The sequence below is a fragment of the Pedobacter alluvionis genome (genome assembly GCF_003664035.1).
GTDB classification, from domain to species: Bacteria; Bacteroidota; Bacteroidia; order Sphingobacteriales; family Sphingobacteriaceae; genus Pedobacter; species Pedobacter alluvionis.
On record NZ_RCCK01000010.1, the window covers coordinates 1,126,226 to 1,149,353 of the forward strand.

General features: G+C 39.7%; 17 protein-coding genes. 5 read left to right on the forward strand and 12 right to left on the reverse strand.

Annotated features, from left to right (window positions below):
• The first annotated feature begins 251 nt into the window (after positions 1 to 251).
• A complete protein-coding gene (locus BCL90_RS05045; RefSeq protein WP_121282915.1) occupies positions 252 to 1,151 on the forward strand; it encodes an ABC transporter ATP-binding protein in 900 nt (299 codons plus the stop codon).
• Complete coding sequence (locus BCL90_RS05050) at positions 1,148 to 4,666, forward strand: ABC transporter permease/M1 family aminopeptidase (protein ID WP_121282916.1); 3,519 nt, start codon at positions 1,148 to 1,150, stop codon at positions 4,664 to 4,666. The genes BCL90_RS05045 and BCL90_RS05050 overlap by 4 nt, the downstream gene beginning before the upstream one ends.
• Before the next feature lie 105 nt (positions 4,667 to 4,771).
• Here the strand turns inward: BCL90_RS05050 and BCL90_RS05055 are convergent, their stop codons facing one another.
• The 8 genes from BCL90_RS05055 to BCL90_RS05095 all read right to left on the reverse strand — a co-directional run bounded on the left by BCL90_RS05055 (position 4,772) and on the right by BCL90_RS05095 (position 15,293).
• Positions 4,772 to 5,713, reverse strand: coding sequence for a helix-turn-helix domain-containing protein (locus BCL90_RS05055; protein WP_121282917.1), 942 nt, complete (start codon positions 5,711 to 5,713; stop codon positions 4,772 to 4,774).
• A 26-nt stretch (positions 5,714 to 5,739) separates the two neighbouring features.
• Complete coding sequence (locus BCL90_RS05060; protein WP_121282918.1) at positions 5,740 to 6,840, reverse strand: efflux RND transporter periplasmic adaptor subunit; 1,101 nt, start codon at positions 6,838 to 6,840, stop codon at positions 5,740 to 5,742.
• A gap of 13 nt (positions 6,841 to 6,853) precedes the next feature.
• On the reverse strand, positions 6,854 to 10,138 hold the full coding sequence (locus BCL90_RS05065) for an efflux RND transporter permease subunit (protein WP_121282919.1): 3,285 nt from the start codon (positions 10,136 to 10,138) through the stop codon (positions 6,854 to 6,856).
• A gap of 13 nt (positions 10,139 to 10,151) precedes the next feature.
• Positions 10,152 to 11,543, reverse strand: a complete 1,392-nt coding sequence (locus tag BCL90_RS05070) for a TolC family protein (RefSeq protein ID WP_121282920.1) — start codon at positions 11,541 to 11,543, stop codon at positions 10,152 to 10,154.
• An 861-nt stretch (positions 11,544 to 12,404) separates the two neighbouring features.
• Positions 12,405 to 12,797 carry an SRPBCC domain-containing protein gene (locus BCL90_RS05080; RefSeq protein WP_317126828.1) on the reverse strand — a complete coding sequence of 131 codons (393 nt, stop codon included), beginning with the start codon at positions 12,795 to 12,797 and terminating at the stop codon, positions 12,405 to 12,407.
• Between the two features lie 224 nt (positions 12,798 to 13,021).
• On the reverse strand, positions 13,022 to 13,540 hold the full coding sequence (locus BCL90_RS05085) for a protease (RefSeq protein ID WP_121282922.1): 519 nt from the start codon (positions 13,538 to 13,540) through the stop codon (positions 13,022 to 13,024).
• Positions 13,541 to 13,635: 95 nt separating this feature from the next.
• On the reverse strand, positions 13,636 to 13,878 hold the full coding sequence (locus BCL90_RS05090; RefSeq protein WP_134380577.1) for a hypothetical protein: 243 nt from the start codon (positions 13,876 to 13,878) through the stop codon (positions 13,636 to 13,638).
• 323 nt (positions 13,879 to 14,201) lie between these two features.
• Positions 14,202 to 15,293, reverse strand: a complete 1,092-nt coding sequence (locus BCL90_RS05095; protein ID WP_121282924.1) for an AI-2E family transporter — start codon at positions 15,291 to 15,293, stop codon at positions 14,202 to 14,204.
• Between the two features lie 181 nt (positions 15,294 to 15,474).
• On the opposite strand from BCL90_RS05095, the gene BCL90_RS05100 reads away from it, so the two are divergent.
• Entirely contained in the window at positions 15,475 to 16,293 is an 819-nt protein-coding gene (locus BCL90_RS05100; protein ID WP_121282925.1) for an alpha/beta hydrolase, read from the forward strand.
• Positions 16,294 to 16,296: 3 nt separating this feature from the next.
• Here the strand turns inward: BCL90_RS05100 and BCL90_RS05105 are convergent, their stop codons facing one another.
• Positions 16,297 to 16,659 carry a response regulator gene (locus BCL90_RS05105; protein WP_244095053.1) on the reverse strand — a complete coding sequence of 121 codons (363 nt, stop codon included), beginning with the start codon at positions 16,657 to 16,659 and terminating at the stop codon, positions 16,297 to 16,299.
• 276 nt (positions 16,660 to 16,935) lie between these two features.
• Between BCL90_RS05105 and BCL90_RS05110 the strand changes: the two genes are divergently transcribed.
• Positions 16,936 to 17,190 carry a hypothetical protein gene (locus BCL90_RS05110; RefSeq protein WP_121282927.1) on the forward strand — a complete coding sequence of 85 codons (255 nt, stop codon included), beginning with the start codon at positions 16,936 to 16,938 and terminating at the stop codon, positions 17,188 to 17,190.
• A gap of 455 nt (positions 17,191 to 17,645) precedes the next feature.
• Positions 17,646 to 18,617 (forward strand): ROK family protein, encoded by a 972-nt coding sequence (locus BCL90_RS05115; protein WP_121282928.1) that lies wholly within the window; start codon positions 17,646 to 17,648, stop codon positions 18,615 to 18,617.
• A 661-nt stretch (positions 18,618 to 19,278) separates the two neighbouring features.
• Here the strand turns inward: BCL90_RS05115 and BCL90_RS05120 are convergent.
• The 3 genes from BCL90_RS05120 to porV form a co-directional block, all read right to left on the reverse strand.
• On the reverse strand, positions 19,279 to 21,333 hold the full coding sequence (locus BCL90_RS05120) for a T9SS type A sorting domain-containing protein (protein WP_121282929.1): 2,055 nt from the start codon (positions 21,331 to 21,333) through the stop codon (positions 19,279 to 19,281).
• Between the two features lie 128 nt (positions 21,334 to 21,461).
• Positions 21,462 to 21,833, reverse strand: a complete 372-nt coding sequence (locus BCL90_RS05125) for a hypothetical protein (protein WP_121282930.1) — start codon at positions 21,831 to 21,833, stop codon at positions 21,462 to 21,464.
• 155 nt (positions 21,834 to 21,988) lie between these two features.
• Positions 21,989 to 23,128, reverse strand: a complete 1,140-nt coding sequence (porV, locus tag BCL90_RS05130; RefSeq protein WP_121282931.1) for a type IX secretion system outer membrane channel protein PorV — start codon at positions 23,126 to 23,128, stop codon at positions 21,989 to 21,991.

Here is a 23,128-nt window from a genome sequence, read left to right on the forward strand (position 1 = left end):
ATGCGATAATATTTTTTGTTTTAATCTTTCCATCGCCGTGGTCTGTGTCCCCACAGACCAATTTTTCCATTCTTTAAAATTAAGAAACTTTGCAGTTTGTTTAAAATATAGATGACGAAAGGTTCATTTTTCATGACGAAAGGAATATCAGGTTATTTTTTCCTTTCATCATCATTTCAGCTTCCTTCGTCACTTAAATTTAACAGATCGGTTTAATCGGTATAATTTGCTTCCATCTTATTTAAAATAAAATGGTACGGCTTAAAATACAGCAACTTACAAAATCTTATCAAAATGGGGTAAAGGCCCTTGATGATGTTACGCTGAACATTGCAAATGGCATGTTTGGTTTATTGGGACCGAATGGGGCAGGTAAATCTTCACTTATGCGTACGCTTGCAACCTTACAGCTACCAGACGCCGGTAAGGTTCATTTTGATGGAAATGATGTGCTGCAAAATCCCCAGGAAATGCGAAATAAACTGGGTTATTTGCCACAGGATTTTGGCGTTTATCCTAAAATTTCAGCGCTTGATCTGTTAAACCACCTGGCTGTTTTAAAAGGCCTGCAGCATAAAAACGAAAGAAAAGAACAGGTGACCTCACTCTTGCAACAGACCAATTTATTTGAAGTAAGAAAAAGGTCTGTCAGCACTTTTTCCGGTGGTATGCGACAGCGTTTCGGCATTGCGCAGGCTTTATTGGGTAACCCGCAGTTAATTATTGTCGACGAGCCCACCGCAGGTCTTGACCCACAGGAACGAAACCGTTTTCATGATCTACTGAGCGAGATCGGCGCTGCTCGTGTGGTTATTTTGTCTACCCACATTGTGGAGGACGTAAATGACCTTTGTCCTGAAATGGCGGTACTGGCCAATGGAAAGTTGATTTTACAAGGCAAACCTGCAGAACTGACCGGGAAATTAGATGGAAAAATCTGGCGAAAGATAATTGATAAGTCAGATCTGGTTCAATATTCGTCGGTTTTTAATGTAATTTCTACCAAAATTATATCGGGAAGGTTAAATGTATTCGTACTTGCAGATGAAATTCCTGCACCAGGTTTCGAACCTGTTTACCCTGGTTTGGAAGAGGTATATTTTTCTTCATTATTTGGCTCTGCCAATCAAAATCCGGAGGCGAGGTTATGATTATAGATTTACTAAAATTTGAACTGAAATACCATTTCGGGCAGATCTCGTTCAAAGTGGCCGCTCTTTTGTTTTTTATGCTGGGATATTTCTGTGTAGTGCAGGGTGGATTTGGTTCTGATGGGGTGTATAAAAATTCGCCCTATGTCATCACCAACATCATCGCTCTGCTTTCACTTTTCTCTATCTTTTCGGGTACATTATTTAGTGCCAATGTGGTGCTGAGGGATAGTATGTACAAAATGGAAGCAGTTGTTTTTACCACTTCGATAAAAAAGCTTCCTTATTTTATGATCAGGTTTTTAGGCCTGATCATTTCGGTTTTTAGTTTATTGGTATTGGTGGACCTGGGGATTTATGTAGGCACTTTTTTTGTTGATACCGATCGGTTAGGTAGTTTTCATCTCAGCTATTTTCTACAGCCACTATTAGTTTTTGCCTTACCCAATGTACTATTCTCAGCAGCAATCTTATTTTGTACGGCGATATTAACCAAAAGTGTACGTGCAATCTACGTAATGGGTGTGTTGATTTACATTTTGTATATGCTGGCTTCGATATTTGGCAATTCCCCTTTGTTAGCTACATCGACAATGAAAGCTGGCAGTCCAGATATTTTACCCCTACTTTTAGATCCTTTTGCGCTAGCCTCCTTTTTTGGCGAAACCAGAACCTGGACTGATCTACAGCGCAATCAACAATTGTTCCCTGTTGAAGGTGCATTTTTACTGAACAGGTTACTTTGGCTTGGTTTTACAGCCTTGCTAATGCTGGTTACCTATCGTTTATTCAATTTCCGATTGCAGCAGCGACGACAACTAAAAATTAAGACCGTTAAAGCAGAACAGATTGAGCTGATTCCTTACCGTGCTTTACCGGTATTATCAAATGGTTTTCGTTACCACATGAACACGTTCTTTGCGCAGTTTAAACTCGAAATGATATTCCTGTTTAAAAACATCCCGGTTATGGTAATGCTCCTGTTGTGGGTGTTTATATTCGGGGTGGATTTGAAAGACCAGCTGTTTAATGGTGTTTATGGTATTCATAGCTATCCGGCAACAGGCATCATTATCGAAGAAATACGCTCAATGAAATTCGGACTCATCCTGATTATTTTTTATGCTGCAGAAACCATTAGCAGAGAAAAATCAGTAAGTATTCATTCGTTGATTTACAGTACACCTGTTCAGAATTCAGCTTTTTGGATGGCAAAAGCCCTGAGTCTTTTTACGCTGGTTTTCATCCTCGTTACTTTAAATATTGGAATTGGTATTGTGCTGCAGCTTACTCATGGTTATTTTCAGATCGAATTGCCCTTGTATTTATCGTTGTACTATTACAGCGCATTCCCTTTGTTGCTTTTTGTGGTGCTCATTATTTTTATCCAGAATTTAAGTGTAAACAAGTATCTAGGTATGTTGCTGAGCATGATCGTTGTTTTCCTGATTTCGTATGCTGACAGGTTTGGCTTAACACATTACCTTTTTCGCTTTGCAACAGTACCTGATTTATTACATTCTTATTTTAACGGTTTTGGCTATTATACGGGTGCATTTAACTGGTATATGCTGTATTGGTCGGCTTTTGTAATGGTTCTTGTGGTTTTAACCGTTGGATTGTGGCAGCGTTCGGCTGAAAATAAGGCTAAAGCGAGATTTGCATCCATAAGTTTGGCATTGAAGCAGCATAAATGGATTACCGTTTTAGCCTTGCTAGTCTGGCTTTCCTGTGGCGCATTTATTTATCATCAAACCAATATCATCGGGAAGTATAAAAATAAACAGGAGCAGTTAGATTGGAGTTTGGCTTACGAGCAGAAATACAAAGCGCTGGCAAGCCAGCCTCAGCCTTTAATTAAAACTGTTAAAACGAATGTCGACCTATATCCAAATGAAGGAAAATATACCATTAAGGGCACTTACCGTTTAAAAAATGAATCTAAAATACCTATTGCCAAAATATGGACTTATGTGAGCCCTGCTATAAATTCATTTTCAATAACCATTATAGGAAGTGAAAAAAGCGAAAGAGATGAAACATTTAACCAACAGTTTATTACTTTAAAAACACCATTGCAACCTAATCAGGAAATAATAATGAATTTCTGTGTTGAAGTAATCAGAAATGGATTTACATCTTTTGACAGTGAAAATTCAATTGTGAAAAATGGGACTTACATCGAGATGGAGAAATTTGTACCTCAGTTGGGCTATTGTTATAATTTTGAGAGCGAAGATAAACGCGCCCGGAAAAAAGCAGGTTTAGCCGAAATAGCCAGCAAGCCCACTTTTAACAAAACATACGAACTGATCGATTTAGAAACCACAATTTCTACAGCCGTTGATCAGCAGGTAATTACTGTTGGTGAATTGCAAAAACAATGGATGGCCAATAACCGAAGGTATTTTAAGTACAAAACTTCGATCCCCATAAATTTTATGTTTGCGTTAAGCAGTGCGAGGTACGTAGTAAAAAAGGAAAAGCACAAGGGAGTAGAGCTCAGGGTGTATTATCAGTCTGGACAAGAGTATAACCTGAAAAGTATGTTTAAGGGACTTAGAGATGCCCTGGATTATGGTAATCTGAATTTTGCTAAATATCCGTTAAAACAATTAACCATTGCCGAGATTCCTCAATATAAGGGTGCTGCAACAGCTTATCCCGGATTAGTTTTCAGTGCAGAGAACATTAATTTCCTGAGGAATTATAGTCAGAAAAGTGCCATTGACCAAAGTTACACCATTGCCGCGCATGAAACTGCACACCAGTGGTGGGCAAATATATTGACCCCTGCAGATGCTGCAGGTTATGCCATGCTCACCGAATCGTTGGCTAAATATACCGAAAATGTGCTGATTGAAAAGGCTTTTGGTAAAATGTATTTGAGAAAATATTTAGCTTATGACAATAGCCTCTATTTTTTAAACCGAAATAACGGTGAAAAGGAATTGCCACTGGCCAAAACTTTAGATCAGGCTTATGTGCATTACCAAAAAGGAGGATTAACGATGTATGCGGTGAAGGAATTATTAGGAGAGGAAAAGTTTAATGCAGTATTAAGGCAACTCATTACCGATCATGAAAACCCGAAACCAAAAGCTACAGCTGCCGATCTGGTGAATGCGATTTTAAAGGAAACTTCGCCTGAACAGAAGAAATTTATAAATGATTGTTTTAATGAGGTGGTTACTTACAATATGGGGATCAAATTGCTTCGTTGCAATGCCTTGAATAATGGAAAATATAAAGTTGAACTAGAAATTGCTACTGAAAGAATAAGTGATGGTGCTAAACAAAAGCCTGATCTGGAAATAGATTTGGCCTGTTTTGATCAATTGGAAAGTGATTGGGATGCAAATACTAAATCAGTTTATTTTCAAAAGTATCACCTCACGCAGAATAAGACCAGGCTTTCAATTATAGTGAATCATAAACCGAAGACAGTTGTAATTGATCCTTACGGCTATGTGTTAGATGGTGATAGAAGTGATAATATCGTGGTGGTGGAATAAAGTAGCTTAGATTATTCTAGTTGTAGCATCTCGCTACAACATGCGATCATTTTTATAGGATCTTAGCTAGACGCTAAGACCAGATTGCGTCTAGATGAAGATTACTCAATTAGCTCTAAACACCTTTGGCGTACACTGCATCTGACGTTTAAAAAATATATTGAAATTTGCCGGATATTCAAAACCCAAACAATAGGCAATCTGTGCGATATTCCATTCTGTATGTTTCAGCAAGGCCACGGCTTCGGTAGCGATCCTTCTCGAAATGTGCTCAGAAGTTGTTTTTCCGGTCACTTCTTTTACGGCATGGTTTAAGTGATTTACATGTACCAACAAGCGGAAGGCAAAATCGTGCGCTGTTTTTAACTCCAGAATATGCTCTGTAGAGCCAATTGGGAACTGCCTTTCCAATAATTCAATAAATAATGAAGTTAGACGCACAGATGCATTATTCTGTTTAAAAACAATGTCTTGTGGTTTAACTTTTAGTGCTTCGTGAACAATAAGCTGCACATAGTTTCTCAACAGGTCGTATTTATGGATATAATCGCCATCCATTTCTTTCATCATTTTAGTGAAGACATCTGTTAAAATAACTTCCTGTTCTTCGCTAATGTGAATTACCGGACTATCATTAATGCGCCACAATAAAGAATCGCGGAGGGTTTCATTACGGTTATGGATAAAATTCTCTGTAAATAAACAGAAGAATCCGGCAGGTTTTGGAGAAGTACTTTCCCATGAATATGGAATATTCGGATTGGTAAATAATAATGCCCGTCCTTTAATTTCGATCTGCGCATCAGGGTAATGCAAAATTCCATTGCCAATGATCAGGGAAATTTTATAAAAATCTCTCCTGCTGAATGCAGATGGTACGTTGGTACAAACATTACCCCGGTTAAAAACATTAAAGTGCCCGATGTCGTTAATCATACCTAAACTTGGCGTAGGAATTTCGGGTCGGGTGATTTTTAATTTATTGTAAAAATCCTCTAATGTTTCCTTTTTTTGAAGGGTAGAAAGCTCTTGATTTTTTGATAACATATTTTAAGTGCTTAATACAAGTAAAGTTATGGTTTAATCGTCATTCCTTCATGCATTTCCTCAGTCGGTTCTGCAACTAATTTGTCACCTTCAGATAAATCTCCAAAAACTTCGACTTTATCGTCGGTCTCCCTTCCTTTTTTAACAGCTACTTTAACCGTTTTATTACCGGCTACTTTTAATACAAATAATCCTTCGCTGGTATCCAATAAAGCTTTTTTAGAGATGATAAAGGTACTGGCATTTGCCGGTAACGGGATGTTGACCTCTGCCACCATACCTGGTAATAAAACCTTTGAAGCATTTGGTACATCCATTTCAATACGTTCTGAACGTAAGCGTAGATCCAGGGCTCCTGATAAACGTTTCACTTTAGCTTTAAAGGTTTGGCTGGGCAAAGATTTAACCGTAAAACTAATCTCATCACCAGCTTTTAAATAACCGGTATAAACCTCAGGAATGGAAACAGCCAGACGCAGGTTTTTCTGATCCTGTAAAGTGAACAAAGGTAAATCTGAACCTTTACCTGTCGGACCAACATAGGCGCCTAAATTCACATTTCTTGCTGAGATAATTCCACTAAACGGTGCCCTGATGGTTAAATAATCCTGAACTGAACTCACCTCCTTATAGGCCGCTTTTGCTGCATCGAGCTGTGCAAGGTCTGCATTTTTTTTGGCCATCGCTTGGTCCAGATCGTTGGAAGAGATCGTTCCAGGGGTTTTACTGGTTTCGTACAAACGGTTGTAATTCGCTTTGCTGGCGGTATAAACAGCTTCCTGTGCTTTTATGCGCGATTGTGTTGCTGCCAGTTGTGAACTCATTTCAGGTGCTTCCAGCGTCATTAATAACTGACCTTTGCTTACTTCTGTGCCGATATCGACCTTTAAGGTTTTTACAAAACTGCTTACTTTGGCGTATAAATCAACTTGCTGCAAAGCAATTAGTTCGCCAGGTAAACTCAGTTTAGTGGATAGTTTCTCTTTTTTAAGATTGAAAGTGGCTATCGCTGCTTCTTTTTCTTTCTTAGGTGCTACTTTCGATTCGGAGTGCCCACAGCCATACATGGCTGTTAGCACTAAAAACCCTGTACTTAATAATCCTGTTGAAAATATCTTCGTATTCATTTGTGATGATGATTTATTTGTTTTCTGGTAAACCTTTAATGTAATGGATGCTTTCTTCGTCTTCCGGATCAAGCGACATCGAGTTGGTTGTCTGTTTTCCCTGAACCCATGCAAATACCAATGGCAATATAATGAGTACGGCGAATGTTGAGGCCAATAAACCACCAATAACTGCCCTGCCCAATGGCGAAACGGCTCCTCCGCCTTCACCATGACCGATAGCCATTGGCAACATCCCTGCAATCATCGCGATACTCGTCATGATAATCGGACGTAAACGTAATGCAGCAGCTTCGCGTGCCGATTCGAGTGCATTGCCATTGTGTTTTCGTAGTTGCTCTGCATTGGTGATGAGCAATACCGCATTGGCAATAGATACCCCCACCGACATGATAATCCCCATATATGATTGCAGGTTTAAGGTTGATCCGGTTATGGTTAATAACAATAATGAGCCTAAAATAACTGCCGGTACAGTGGCTAAAATAACCAATGGAACTTTAAAAGACTGGAAATTAGCGGCCAGCATCAGGAAAATTACCACAATGGCTACAAATAAACCCGATTGTAAGCTGCCTAAAGTGTCTGTTAATACTTTACTCAAACCAATTGCGGTCACATTTAATCCCCTTGGCAGTTCGCCAACGTCCTTAATGGCCTTTTCTACATCTTTTGATGCCGTACCCAAATCGGTATGGTAAAGGTTTGCCGTTACCGATAAGAAAGGCATAGCACCAATGTTGTCGTTTTCGCCGGCCGTGGTATCAGGCGTAATTTTCGCAACATCGCTTAATACTGGTCGTGCTGAATTTTTCAATAAAGGAATTTCGCCGATATCATCTTTACTGGTCATTTGATTCAGCGGTACCTGAACCTGCACACTATAAGGTAAAGATGCCTTTTCATCCAGCCAGACATTTTTATCCGTATAACGCGATGATGAGGTTGAGGCAATTAACGACCTCGAAATGTCGGCCATATCTACCCCGATCTGTGCTGCACGGGTTCTGTCGATATCAATATTTAATGAAGGATATTTAATCGGCTGTGCTAGCTGAACATCGCGCATGTAAGGGATTTCCTTTAATTCTGCCAGGATTTTATTTGCATACTTTTCATTCAGTTTTTTGTTTTTGCCTGCAATACGCACTTCAACAGGGGTAGGAGAGCCTTGACTCAATACCTTATCCGTTAACTCTATCGGCTCGAAAGAAAGTTTAACATCAGGCAGCACTTTTTTGATTTTCTCTCTGAACTGATCCTTAAAATCGTCCATATCTTCTTCAAAGTCTTTTAAACTTACCTGGAAAACAGCTTCGTGCGGACCTGCCATAAACTGGTAGATCGGATTTACAGAAAACTGTGCAGGGTGTTGGCCGACGTAAACGGAAGAAATGCCCATATGTTCTTCGCCAACCATCTTTTTCAACTCAGCTAATACCACATTTGCTTTTTCTTCGGTACGTTCTAAACGTGTTCCATCGGGTGCACGTAAACGCAACTGGAACTGACTTGAGTTCACTCTTGGTAGAACATCGCGACCAATATTAGCCAGTAATAGTGTTGCTAAACCGATAATGATCACCAAATAAACTAAAACAACAGATTTTCGGTAAGGCAGTATCCGATCAAGGAAACGCATGAAACGGTTCCTGAACCTATCGAAGAAACCAATTTTACCATTGCCATTAAAATCTTCACGTTCAACGAGCACTCTTTTCTGGTTCAGGGTATCTTTTTCCGATTCGAGTGTAATGCCGGTTGCTGCAAAATCAGCTTCATCCTGCGTAATATCAGGGTGATGTTCATTGCCTTTTTTAGGATGTGCAACCATCAGCCAGTTGGCCATGATGGGTACGAAAGTTTGTGATAAGAGGAATGAAACCACCATCGAAAAACCAATTGCCAATGCCAGAGGTAAGAATAACGCCCCTGGGATCCCAGTCATAGTAAAAGCCGGTGCAAATACGGCAAGAATACAGAAGAGAATTAACAGTTTAGGGAAGGCGATTTCTTTACAGGCATCCCAAATGGCCAGGGCCTTGGGTTTGCCCATATCAAAATGCTGGTGGATGTTTTCTATCGTTACTGTCGATTCATCTACCAGGATACCAATGGCCAAAGCCAGCCCGCTCAGCGTCATAATGTTGATCGTTTGTCCGAATAATTTCAGGAACAAAACACCAGCAATAATGGATGTTGGAATGGTGAGAATTACGATCAATGCCGCACGTTTATCGCCCAGGAAAAGTAAAACCATCAGGCCTGTTAATATTGCACCGATAGCGCCCTCACTAATCAGGCTTTTTACCGCATTGATTACATAAACAGATTGGTCGAACTCATAAGAAAGTTTGACGTCTTCTGGTAAAGTGTTTTGGATGTTCGGCAGATTTTTCTTTAAGTTTTTAACCACATCCCAGGTAGAGGCATCTCCTGATTTGGCAATACTTAAATACACCGAGCGTTTACCGTTGATTAAAGCATAACCAGCTACTAAATCGGCCCCGTCTTTAACGGTGGCTACATCGCGGAGTTGCAAATTTTGTACACTGCCTTTAAATAAGGGGATGTTTTCAAAATCTTTAACCTTTTTAATGGTATAATTGGTTGGTGTGATGTAGTTTTTATCGCCAATCCTCACATTTCCTGAAGGTGCAGTCTGATTATTTAGCCTAATGGCTTCAACCACCTGGTCTACCGTTAGGTTATGGGAACGCAAAAGTGACGGATTTACATTGATTTCTATCGTTCTGGGGCTACCACCAAAAGGGGCAGGAGAGAGCAAACCTGGTATAGCGGAAAAACTAGGCCGCACATAAGTATTGGCCAGATCCTGCAATTCGTTGTTGGTACGGATAGGACTGCTTAGTACCAATTGCCCAACCGGAAGGGAAGAAGCATCAAAACGGATTACAAACGGTGGTTGCGAACCTGGTGGGAAAATGGCCTGGGCTCTCGTAGAGAGGGCACTTAATTCTGCTGCTGCCTGGGCCATGTTGGTGCCTTCGTAATAGGTTAATTTCATTAACATTAAACCCTGGGTATTTTTGGTTTCGATGCTTTTGATACCATTTGCAAAAAGAAGGATGTTAACATATTGCTTGCCGAAATAAGCCTCCATCTGGTCGGGTGTGTAACCGCCAAAAGGGTGGGCAATATAAATTACCGGAAGGTTCATTTGCGGAAGGATATCAACCTTAATCTGATTGATGGCCCCAATACCGAAAAAGAACAGTCCAGCCACTAAAACTAAGATGGATATGGGTTTGCGAAGTGCGAAACGTATTAAATTCATTTATATAGCCAGATTAAAATTCGTTGATAAATATGTTGTAATTGCCTAATGCTGCCGATTTTAACAGCAAGGCCTGCCAAACATTGGTAAAGGCAATATCCCGATCGGTTTCGGCACGGTTTAAGGTAAAAAGGGCCTGTGTAAGGTCGACTAGTGTAGTGAGCCCGTTTTTATACAAAATGCTCCTTTGCAGATAAGCATCAGATGCCGCTTTTACCTGAACGGGTGCTTCCCTGTAATTGGCTAATGCATTGGTTAATTTAGTTTCAGCAAGGGCCAGCTGTGCTTTTAACTGTTGATCAACGAGGTTATACTCTTCCTTTAAGCCCTGACTAATATATTCCTGTGCACGTACTTGCGGACGGTTTTTAAGTAAGGTTGAAAGGTTCCAGGTCATTCCTATGCCAATCAAATAGTTTCCGCGGGTAGGATTGATACCATCGGCATAACTGGTTGAATAGGCAGCCTGATCTAAAGCATAGCCTGGGCTGAAACCGGAACCACGGCCTTGCATCACACCGAATAAGGTAAACGTTGGGTAATATAATTTTCTGAAATAATTAACCTGTTGCTGGCTAACATCAACACGGTTTTGGTAAAACTTTAACAATGGATGTGAGCTTTTGATCACTGTATCTTCGAGCAAATTGCCAGGGATACGTGTAATTGAAGCAGTGTCTAATTCGTATGATGTTGCGGTTAATCCCATTAAAACGCCTAAGCGATTAGCTTGTTCCTGTTCCAGATCTTTAGCTTTAGTGAGCGCGATTCTGGCATTAGAAACTTCAGCTTTTGCGAAAGAAGAATCAACTCCCGCAATTAATCCGTTTTTAGCTCTGATTACGGCCGTATTTTTAAAGGTAACTGCGCGATCAAGATTTTTCTGTTGCGATTTGCTTAACCTTTGTGCAGCCAGCAAATTTAAATAAGCGGCAGAAACACGGATTTCCTGTTGGAATTTTTCCTGTTCCAAGTCATTTTTGTCTCTCTGGTAAGCAGCGTCTGCAATTTTAATACGTTCTCTGATTTTTCCAAAAGTGAAAAAATCCCAGTTTACGTTGGCCAGGTAGAGTCCGCCAAAAGCGGCATTCCAGTTTTGTTTGTCTAAAGCAGGACCAGAGGAAGCGGTTCCCAAACCACCTAGACCATATTGTGGTCCGTTTTGCCCGTTTATGGTTCCATAATCTTGTTGGGCACTTAAATTGAAGTTGGGTAGATACTCTCTTTTGGCCTGTTGAATCGATGATTTTGACGCATTGGCATAATTATCTTTGGACTTAATGGTCCCGTAATTGGTAATTGCAGTGTTTACTGCTTGCTTTAAACTTAGCGTTTGAGCGCTTGCACCAATAGAGAAACTAATAAATAATAATAGTGAAGAATAAAATAAAGATATGCGTGGCATAGTGTATAATTTACACGGCAAATGTAAATTATGGCGGCAATTTCAAAGTATTCCGTTCAAATCAAAAATTATGCGAATCAAATAATAATAGAAATGTTACTTAAGGCTGCTATGTGGGCAATTTCTGTAAAATAAGAAGAGGCTGTATCATAAAAATGAAATTGTCATCCTGAGGGTTAATTAATTGTTTAAAATCAATATGAGTGACGTATAATTGTTTTCTCTTGTCCCAGGGCACAGTCTTGCCTCGGCTCGCCGCCGCCGAAGGGCTCTTTCTTTTTGGCATCAAAAAGACCAGCGAAGCTAGCTTGAATGCCATTAAAAACATAAAGACACATGAAAAAACAAAAACTGCCGGCTGAAAATTTTTCTTTCGAAGCTAGTAGGTTGGCTTGAACAGTACAGCCCGAAAAATTTGTTAGGCCGGATTTAAGCAGAACGGGGATATCGTGCTATGGCCTAGCTGGATGGAAATGCGAAAGCAGTTAAATGCTGATTAATAATTATTTGTAAAATAACGTCAATGGTAGCCTGTCGAAGGACTTGTTTAAATATCTCGTAAGATGTTTCGTCTGTTTGTCCCGATTCTTTGTATCGTATGGACACAATTGCATTCATCACGCATCACTCCCGTGAATACGGGAATCTTAAAGCTTCAGATATTGCTCATGAAACTTTCTTGTTGTATTAAGATTGCCAGTCAAGCTGACAATGACGGTCGATGCTAACAATATTGCATAAGATGCGTCCACACAGTAGGATTCTTGAGGAGTTTCAAGGTAACAAATTCGAACGGAATTACAAATATGATACAGCCTGTTATTAACAAGGCGTTATGATTCCTCTGTATAACTTTTAAAATTATCCAGAATGGCCTGCCATCCGCCACGTTGCATTTCGATGGGGGTTGGTCGATTCGGCATCGAAAGTTTCGGTTATCCTGGTTTGTTCGCTTAATGCATCAAAAGTAATGCTTACCGTTCTGCCATCTTCCATAGTATATTCTATTTTTCTATGCTGATCAACCGTAGTATAGGTTCCTCCGAAATCAAAACTCATGCTACCATCTTTTGCAGCCATGGTGCTTTTAAATTTACCGCCAACTTTTAAATCGTTTTCCGAATAAGGGGTATGCCAATCAGGCGAAGCAAAACTCCATTTCATGATGTGATCAGGATTATTCCAAAATTCCAAAACTTTTTCTACGGGTGCATTTATTGTCGTTTCTACGGTGATCGATGTTTTATTTTCCATGTTTTAAAGGGGTCTAATTTTTTAATAAAATTATGAGAACTTTAACAACTCAGAAAGCGTAAATGCGACAAAATAGGGGGTAATATCCCACTGTTCTCCAGTTGAGTTATGCTTAGGGAAATAGTAAGCGCATGTAAAAAGATTGCAGACAGATTAAGTACTGCGTGCAATCTCTATATGAATAATTCAGCAGAAATCACTGAAAGTAGGGGGGTAACTTAATATTAGTGCAAATCCGTATAAATAAAAGTAACCGTGTCTCTTGAAACCAGGCCGCTCATATTTCCGCCTGTGTAAACTGCTTTATAGCTTGATCCTTTTTTTAGATCGTAGGCCTTAAGTAAATCGGCATTTGCAACCAAGCTATCTCCCGGATTTACCTTTGTATAACTAGAGGCCGGAGGTGGCATTACTCTTTTGGCCATTGCACCTTTGTACTGCGCTTCTTCTCCTTTTTCATTGGTAATGCTTAAATAGCTGCTCATTAAAGGCTCAAAGGGGGTATGCCAGATACAGAAGCTTTTGGTGCTATCGGCATTGTTATGTACTACAAACCTCAGCAGCAGTGGATCGCCGGTAGCTACATTGCCATTTATTTTTAATTTAACTTCAAGCGAATCCGTTTTACCGGAGGTGGTTTGGGGCATACTGTCGCTTTTACCATTTGCTGTATTTCTGGTGGCCTCGCTGCAGGCAGAAAATAATACTAAAATTGCAGGGATAATTAATTTAATGTTTTTCATTGAAGTTTTTTTTAATAAGCAAATGAACGTTGATATTGTTTGAATTATTGAACTAAAACGATTAAGTGATGCAAGTATATTGAATTATTCGCAGTTTAAATAGATCTGGATTGCAAATCCGGGGCAGCAGAATAAATTAAAAGCTGATTTCCAAGTAGCAGGTACCATAGCAAGAGTAAGCTCGAACTCCATTGCGTGTACAGATCGATCATTTTTTCTTCTCCATTATCTATACGGTAATGGAGCGCACCGGCATCCGGACCAGATAAAATAGCAATCCCCATAGCATTGCCCTTAAAATCACATCGCAAGTACGAAATGAGTGAATATTTTTTCATCGAATTGTCCGTTTGTGCACAAACTTCGTTTATAAACCCGTTAACAGCGGCAGCCCCCGATTCTTCATTGGGGCTATAGCGAATAACGGGACTGCTGGTTCTGAAGAGCTACTGAACGATCGTTTTCAAAAAAATAATTATTAATATATGGCAAGTTTTTCTTTATATGGAGAGCAATTTGGTACAGCTATTATTGTTTCTCCCCGCTTTCCGTTTTGCTTCGCGTCCACTTCAATCGGGTCTAGGTGGCCCAGCTTGTAATAAGATTATAGGCTGGACGTCGTGGAAAACTGAACGATCGTTTTCGAAAAAAATATGAATTATTAATCTGCAGCCAGTTTTTTCTTTCTCCTAAACCTTTTCACCTGCCCCATATGCTCTGTCGGGATATTATCTCCCAGTAATTTACCCCAGGGTTTAAGTCCGTCAATACGATCAAAGATGATTTTCATTACCGCAATAAATGGAATGGAAAGGAACATGCCGGGGATACCCCAAAGTGCAGCGCCCATTAATACAATAACAATTGAAATAAGGGCGTTGATTTGTACTTTACTTGACACAATGCGTGGTACAAGAATATTATTATCAATAAACTGGATCAGCGCATAAGCGCCTATAATTAAGAGTTGGGTAGTAAAACCATCCTTGGTTAAAGTAGCCATTAACACCGGTAAGGCGATTGCGATAATGCCGCCAATGTAGGGCAATAGGTTTAGTATTGCGCCGATAACGCCAATTAAAATGGCATTTGGTACGCCAAGGATAAGCAGGGCGGCAGAGTTCATTACGGCAACAATAGAAGTTTCGATCAATAAGCCTACAATATAACTTTGGATGGCCGCTTTCGTTTCGCCCAAAATTTCGGCAACTTTTTGTTTATTTTCTTCTGAAAATACTTCATAAATGAAGTTTAAAATCAGCGTTTTGTATAATAAAATTAGAAAAGTATAAACCGGGATCAGGAAAACCACACTTAAAATTCCCATCAAACCACTAAGCGTTTGGCCGATCAATGCTTTACTGCCATTAGCTGCATCATTAAGCATTTGCGTTTGCTTTTGTGTTGAAATGCCGAAAGTAGTTTGTAACCAAGCCCTTATTTGCTCAAGCAACTGCGATAACTTTTGTTTAATGCTATCGAGGTCATCAAAAAAGTGCGCTACCTGCGATGACAAAAAATAAAGTACGGCAACCACCACCAGCAAACCAATCAGCATAGAAAGGATAATACTAACCATTTTGGGCATTTTTCTTTCGAAACGATTGCTTAATGGGTTTAGTAATATGGCAATCAGGGCAGCAAAAGCAAGCGGCACAAGAATATCTCTCAGCACACTCATTATAAATACCGTAATTACTAATCCTAAAAGAATTACAGGTGCTTTGATGTAAAATGGGTAGGTTTTAAGCATTTTTTAGATAAGTTAACCGTTCAACAACCTATAAAGTAATCAAATTGTTTTAAAGTTTTTAGCCGTTTAAGTAGTAAGTAAGAAAGGTATCATTTTTTTTGGTCTCAACTCGCAGAAATGGCAAGCAATAGCCATTTATTTTATAAATTTAACACCACATCATCATGATTAAAAATTACCCATGAAAAATAGCTTTTTGATAACCGCCTGTTTGTTTTTATTTAGCCATGTTTTAAGTGCTGCGGAAGTAGATACTGCTTTAACCTATAGCAAATCGATGAACAAAAGTATTAAAGCTGTGGTAATTAAGCCCGATAGTTATAAAAGCGGAAAAAGATATCCGGTGGTGTATCTGCTCCATGGAGCGGGGGGTAACTATGCTGAATGGGTTAAAAAAGTACCTGGGATTAAAAACCTGGCCGATCTATATCAATTTATAGTGGTATGCCCTGATGGGAATGTAACCAGTTGGTATTTCGATAGTCCGGTAGACCCTGAATGGAAATACGAAACCTATGTGGCTAAAGAATTGGTGAGCTATATTGACGAACATTATAAAACCATTGCTGAAAAAAAGGGCAGAGCCATAACGGGTTTGAGTATGGGCGGACACGGTGCGTTATACCTGGCCATTAAGCATCAGGATGTTTATGGTGCAGTAGGTAGCATGAGTGGTGGTGTAGATATTAAACCTTTTCCAAATGGATGGAATATTTCAAAAAGGTTAGGACCAGAGGATGAATTTCCGGAGCGGTGGAAACAAAACAGCGTAATTGATATGATTTATCGTATTAAACCCGGATCGCTTGCTATTGCCATTGAATGTGGGACTGAAGATTTCTTCTATAAAGTGAATGTACGTTTGCATGATGAACTTTTGTATCACAATATTCTTCACGATTTTAGCACCAGGCCGGGTGTGCACAATTGGGGTTACTGGGCCAACGCTATTAAGTTTCAGTCTCTGTTTTTAAGCAATTATTTTAATACAAAACCTTAACATTTAGGCTGCAAGTTGTGCATTTATTTTATTAATCAGGTTATTGACATCGAATGGTTTAGCGATGAAATCGTTAGGGGAGCAAACATTACCTTTGCTATCATTTAAGTTATGACTGGCCGAGATCATGATTACTGGTATGTGTAATGTTGATTGATCTGATTTAAGTAAATTGCAAAGATCTCTGCCATCGAAGGCGCCCAGCATCACATCAAGCAGAATTAAGTCGGGTTTAAATTCGTTGATCCGTTTGCTGAAATGGCTTACATCCATTAATCCACTTATGTCGTAGCCTTCCAGCTTTAAAATCAATTCTATTACCTCTAATATTTCCTCATTATCATCAACCACTAGTATTTTTTTCATTTTCTTGCTACCCATCAGGTTATTTAGTGCATTAATGTTTTGTAAATTACTGTCTTAACAAAATTAAACTTAAAAGGTTTCAATAAGTAAATAATAATCAATAATATTAAATGTTTCTGCTTTTGTGTGGCTAATTATACATGACGCATTAAAACCAATACATCATTTTATGTAAAAATTAACTTTTAGATTACATACAAAATAAAGACTTACCATATTTTTGACCGTTCTCGAAATCTTATTTATAAAACAGGAAACGAAGATTTAAAACCAAAAATGAAATACTTAGTCAAAGAAATCAGTGACGGAAACTGCGATATTACTTTGTTGCCAGAAAACCTGAATGATAGAAATCTTTTAGCCGAAACTACGAAAGGCCTTCAGCAAGATTATCAGGAAGCTATCCAATCGCATTATGAACATGCTTTAAAGAATGAAGTTCATGGCAATGCTGCATTTGTTTCTCTAAATAACGAAGAAAGCAATTATCCGAAAAGAGTAAATGTGAATTACCAGATTATTTTAAGCTAAATTAGCTTAATTTACTGGGTCAAGGCTTTCTTTAATGGTAAAGAAGGCCTTTTTTGTTTTATTTCTAATCTGTAATATGAATTTCTTCTCCAGCCCGGTTACATAAAAGCTTTTTTTATTGCATTAAGGTTTGAATATTTGATATTTGTTTATCATTATGAAATTAATGGCATTAAAAGAGAAACCTTTGGTTAAATGACCATATTTGAATCTAATTAGAACATCATTCTTATTGCTTAGTATATTTGAAATGAATTGTGTTTTCTGGATGATGCTTAGGCGAACACTAATTGATGCTAAAATAGTTAAGCGGAAACTTAAAACCATGAATATGCATTTTGTTTTTAGCCTGACTAACAAGCAAGAATATGCTGCTGATTAATAACAGAAAGGCTGATCAAAAGAGCAGCCAACACATTATGGCCACAGACAACTAAATTAAAAAACGCAAATAAATGATCACTTTAAACCACACCAATCTTGAACCCCAATATGCCATTGGGATTGATGTTGGCGGCTCTTCGCTCAAATGCGGTGTAGTAAGCGAGCGAGGAGAAATTTTGTATTCCACGCTGATTCCACTAAAAAAAGCAAAAACTCAGGGTTCAATTATCGCACTTATTGTGGAAGCGATCCAAACCTGCGCAGCAAAAGTGAAACATCCTGTTTTGGGTGTGGGGATAGGATTTCCTGGAACGATATACAATAATAGAATTATTGCCGGTGCCGATAATCTGCCGGGCTTTAAACAACTGGCCCTGGGCGAAATTCTTCAGGATGTAACCCGTTATAACGTTATTATGGATAACGATACCAATTTGATGGGGCTGGGTGAGATGTGCTATGGTGCTGCTAAAGATTGTGGTGATGTGGTTTTTCTTACCGTTGGTACAGGGATTGGGGGAGCTGTTATGATTGACAATAAACTGTATGGCGGATTTAGAAATAGGGGAACAGAATTGGGACATATTATTGTAGAACATAATGGTTTAGCCTGTGTGTGTGGCATAAAGGGATGTTTGGAAGCCTATGCTTCAGTAACTGCATTATTAAAACATTATCGATTTATTCATCCGGGCATACCCGAAACAGCAGAAGTTGATGGTCGTTATATTATAGAAAAATACCTGGCTGGTGAAGAGTATGCCATGAAAGCAATGGGTAGGCATTTCGATTACCTGGCAACAGGCATCACCAGTTTTATTAATATTTTTAGCCCTGAAAAAATTGTAATTGGGGGTGGCATAAGCGAATCTGGTGCCTTTTATGCGAGAGAAATAGAACGTAGGATCAAGACCTTAGCTGTTCCGGTATCATCAGCCAATGCCTTGGTTGTTCCGGCAAAATTGGGCAATAAAGCAGGTTTGCTGGGCTGTGCAGCAAATGTTTTCCGAAAATTTAAAGCATTCGATTACGCAACGACTTAAATTACGATAGAAGATTGGGATTATACATAAGGAATCTGCATCCTGACAGATGAAAGCTTATTTGCCGTTATTCCTTATCTTGTACTGTCCAAACCAGGTCTTTCGTTTGATACCCCAGATCATTTGCTTTTCTTAAGTAATCAGCCTTTACTGTGCACTGTCCTGAAAGTGGTGTAGAATAATCTGGACTATGTGTACGATTACAACTATACTTGACCTTGTATGAATATTAACAATAAAAAATTCAAAGGAACAAATTATGCAACGCTCCAAAACGCAAAGTTAAGAATGGCATGGGGAGATAAATTTACGATCCTTTGGGCCTCTATTAATTTTATTGTCGTTTAGCCATATTGGGAACCTTAATATTAAGTCCACGTTCATTATATAACGACACCAATAATTGGGATCAAAATATTTTCAAAGAAGATAACATTGCCCGAATTATTTTTTACCATTAGTGTAAATGAATGCTATTGCCCGACAACGGCTGTCTGGCATCATTAGCGGTATTAGCTGCTATCAGATTTTTGTCAGTTGTCGAAGATTCAGTCAATAATTTAAATTCGCTACCGGTTTGTGCAAGGAGAGGGCCTGGGAACGATTGTAAAAAGTTGGTAGGGATCAGATTTTTACTGATCCCTTAATTATCGGTTTTTGATTAGTGTTTAATGATAATCTGCTTTTTGGTAATTTCCTTTCCTTTATAGACATGAAGAAAATACCTCCCGTTGGGGAGATCTGCTGTTGTTAAGGTAAGCTTTGTCTGTTTCCCCTTATTGGGCAATGATTTTATGACTTTTCCCCGATCATCCAATATTTGGATTCTATCTGCAGTTTGAACTGTTAGATTTTTATCTGTTCCAACCTGCTCAACAGAAATCTCTTGGTCAGCGGGATTCGGATAGATACTTATGAGTCCCACGCCCCCGCAATGCTCCGTGGAAACGCCCAGATATACCGGATCTCCCAATCCACAGGCATTCACGCCACGGACAGAAATGAAGCTGGTAACCGGATCAGGTCCCGTTTTAATCTGGATAGAAAACCCGATAATACTTGGTGCATAGAACTGATTGCTCCCTCCGCCGTAATTGGGTGAACTCCAGCCTGGGGGAAGGACCCAATACCAATTGGTCAGGTAGCCGGTAGTAGTTGAGCCGGAGGCCTCGATTTGATAGGTGGTGTTCGGGCAAAGTCTGAAATTTCCATCCTGGGGATCCATGATATATAAATATTCTGGCGCAGGCGGCGTTCCATCTCCAACATATTTGGTAATGACTATCGGACAGTCGGTAACCCCACTAATTGTACAGGTGAGTGTTTGATAGCCCGATTCGTAATTACTTGATGCCAGGGTAATGCTGTTAGAGGTTGGGCCTGGGGAACTGGTAATGATAAAAGGAGAGGCGATTGACCAGCTATAGCTTGCTCCCGGGATACTGGGCAGCGAATAGTTTGCGGAACCGCCACAGGTAAGTTTGTCCGGTCCCTGCATCTCAAAAAAAGAACTGGCAAACAAGCACATTCCATAATTGTTAATGTGTGAGCTGATCGAACCGATCTCTGGCGTTGAGAAATATAGTGGGATGGCTTTGGTTCCCTGGCACATAATACTGGCGTTAGCCGTATTACAATTGACCCCATTTTCATGAACCGCGCCAAGATCGTGCCCGATCTCATGGGCGGTCGTTGCAAACAGATCTATCCTATCTCTGGTAAAGCCATAAGATTTACTTACATCTCTACAAATAGTGCCTATTTCATACACCCTGCCGGTTACCCCCGGTGCGTTGAAGGATCTGCCGGTAAATAGATGGACATGACTTCTGTTCACGTTTGCAAAATGGCTGTTCCAGTATCCGCGGAGTTGATCAACAAGGGTTTCAGATCCTGACTCTATGGTGGGGTCTCCTGAATAGGGATCCGAAGAAGTAGTCCATACATTTTGGTAAACAACCAATACCTCAAAGTTAAAAGTAGAAAGGTAGGCATCCTGGATCATGTTGATAATAGCCAGAATCTCCGCATTGGTGCCTGTTCCATAACTCTGGAAGAATTCGAAATCCGCTTCTGTTGCTATCCGGAGAAACCTACAGTTGGTTTCAAGTCCCTTAGGCTGTGGAGTTACCTTACTGTCGATGCTGTTCTTGAGGAAATCTTTCTCCATTTTGGTCGTAACGCCGCACAGTCCGTCATAACCGGCAATTATATCCTCCTGCTGGTAGATTATGGTTTTTGAGCGGTCTGCTTTTTCTGAAAGGCGGTACTTGCCAAGCTGTTCGATGAATAGCTTTTTGTTTCCCTGGGTGATATATCCTTTGATCATATCATCACTTATTGTGAGCCGCACTTTATTCTCGGGCCGGCCCAAATACCCCTTATAAGTTCTCACCTCGGGCTGTTGTTGGGATACCGGCTTACCATTTTCAGATGACTGGTAGTCAAATGAGATAACATTGGACGGTTCCAATATTAAGTTAAGGGCGCTATCTCCCAGCTTGAGGGTGAGTTGTAAATTGCCTTTAGCCTGGCGTTCAGCGCCAAGAGATTTTAGATCGAGATCAAAGAGTTGGAAAGATTTAAGATACTTGGCTAGTGTATCATGACTGGATTTGCTGATCGAAGCAGTCTTGGACGACAGGGTAGTCTGGGCTAGTGACCTGAAAGCTCCAATGGCTAATAAAAGGAAAAGAAACAATGATTTTTTTTTCATGAGAGTGCGTGTAAGAAGAGTTATTTTTATACTGAACTATAGTGTCTGGCTATATTGATGCACCATAAATCCTGAACAGCCTGTTCGCACAGATTATGGCAAACAAACAGCTGTTAGAAATAGGTTGTTTAAAAACGGATAGCTGTAAGTTCTGCGTTGATCGAAACAGCATCTGTTTCGGCCGGTAAAACTTCAACTTTTGCGCTAAACGTTAATGTTTTAGATTCCTTTGCCTTCAAGGGATATTTAGCCGCTGGATAATTGCAAAGCAGAAGGGGAAGCTTTTGACTGCCAGTAACAATTATATACCTATATTCTGTAAGTATAATACCGCTGACCTCATTGGTGAAATATACTGTGCCCTGTTGGGTTTCGATACCGGTGAGTTTGCCCGTTAGGTTACATTTTTCCAAAGCAATGGATTCAGAAGCTGGGATTTTGGAGCACTGTGTTAAAGAAAGGGACAGTAATCCCCAAATAAGAAGATAAGCGTTTTTCATTAGGATGTTATGTTAGTTCATGATTTAGTTTATTTTAGTTGGTTTCGAAACGCAATTGGTTGTTGGTGAGTTTTTTGCATAAAAATAAAAAATGTAGGGCGCATGGTCAACTTTTTTAATAATTGTTAAGGAAGTTCCTTCCACTCAAAAGATTTCTAGATTCGCAAAAAAAGTGTGAACTTCAAAGCGTTTGCCATGGGAGTTTTGTCAGGATTTGCAGCAATATACCCAATGTCAAGTGCCAGCCTGGAAAATACAATTCCCGTTCCTAAAGTCAGATATCTCCTATTGCCCTTGCTAGGGCTTTCATAAAAATAACCACCTCTTAGCGCAAATTTATTTTTAAAGAAAAACTCTATTCCTGTAGCAACGGATATTTCAGATATTTCCTCACTTATTCCACCATCGGCATCAGAAAATGAAGAGAAGATCGCGCTCGGTACAGATTTGTCGAGGTACGATCTGTTTTGCTGATCTGGTCCGTAATAATTGGGTGAGGGAACAAGAAGTTTGTTTAGGTCGAGAGAAAGGGTAAATTTATCAGCTCCTGCCATTGGCAGACAAAGCGAGGATCCAATCTTTAGGTTAGTGGGGAGAAACTCTTTTTGTTGGGCCGAGTAACTTATTTTTGGTCCAATATTGGAAATATCCATACCTACAGAAAAAAGGAGATTCCTATCCACCAAGGTGACTTCATTTTTATATATAGCTGATATATCCACGCCGAACCCGCTTGCATTACCGGCATTGGTATCACCAAGAAAACCAGATGACCTTAGACTGGAGTTAATGAACCGGCCTGTTAGGGCAATAGCCAGTTGATCTCCAAAAGTTTGTGCATATGATAAATCAATTGCCATTTCCCGGGGATTAAATGCCCCAACTGATTGTCTATCGTCATTGACAAGTTCAAAAGTACCCAGTGAGAGGTAACGTATTGTTCCTCCGATCGATTGTTTTGCGTTCACTCGGAAAACAGTACTCAAACTTGAAAGAGAGATTCCGTCAGCTAGCGATTTCATGATCGGGCTGTAGGAAACTGCAGAAACATTTCGTGCCTCGCTGAAGGCAATTTTGGATGGATTGCTGAAAAGGCTATTTTTGTCGTCCAAAAACGCTACGCCCGATTCCCCCATAGCGCCTGTTCTCGCATCTGAATTGATCAACAGAAAAGGAAAGGCGGTATGTATCGCTTTTTGAGGAATGCTGACAGATGTTGCAGCCTGCTGGCAAAAACAAGTCACTGATGAAAACACAGTCGCCAGTAAAGCAAAGGTAAATCTTATGTTTTTCAT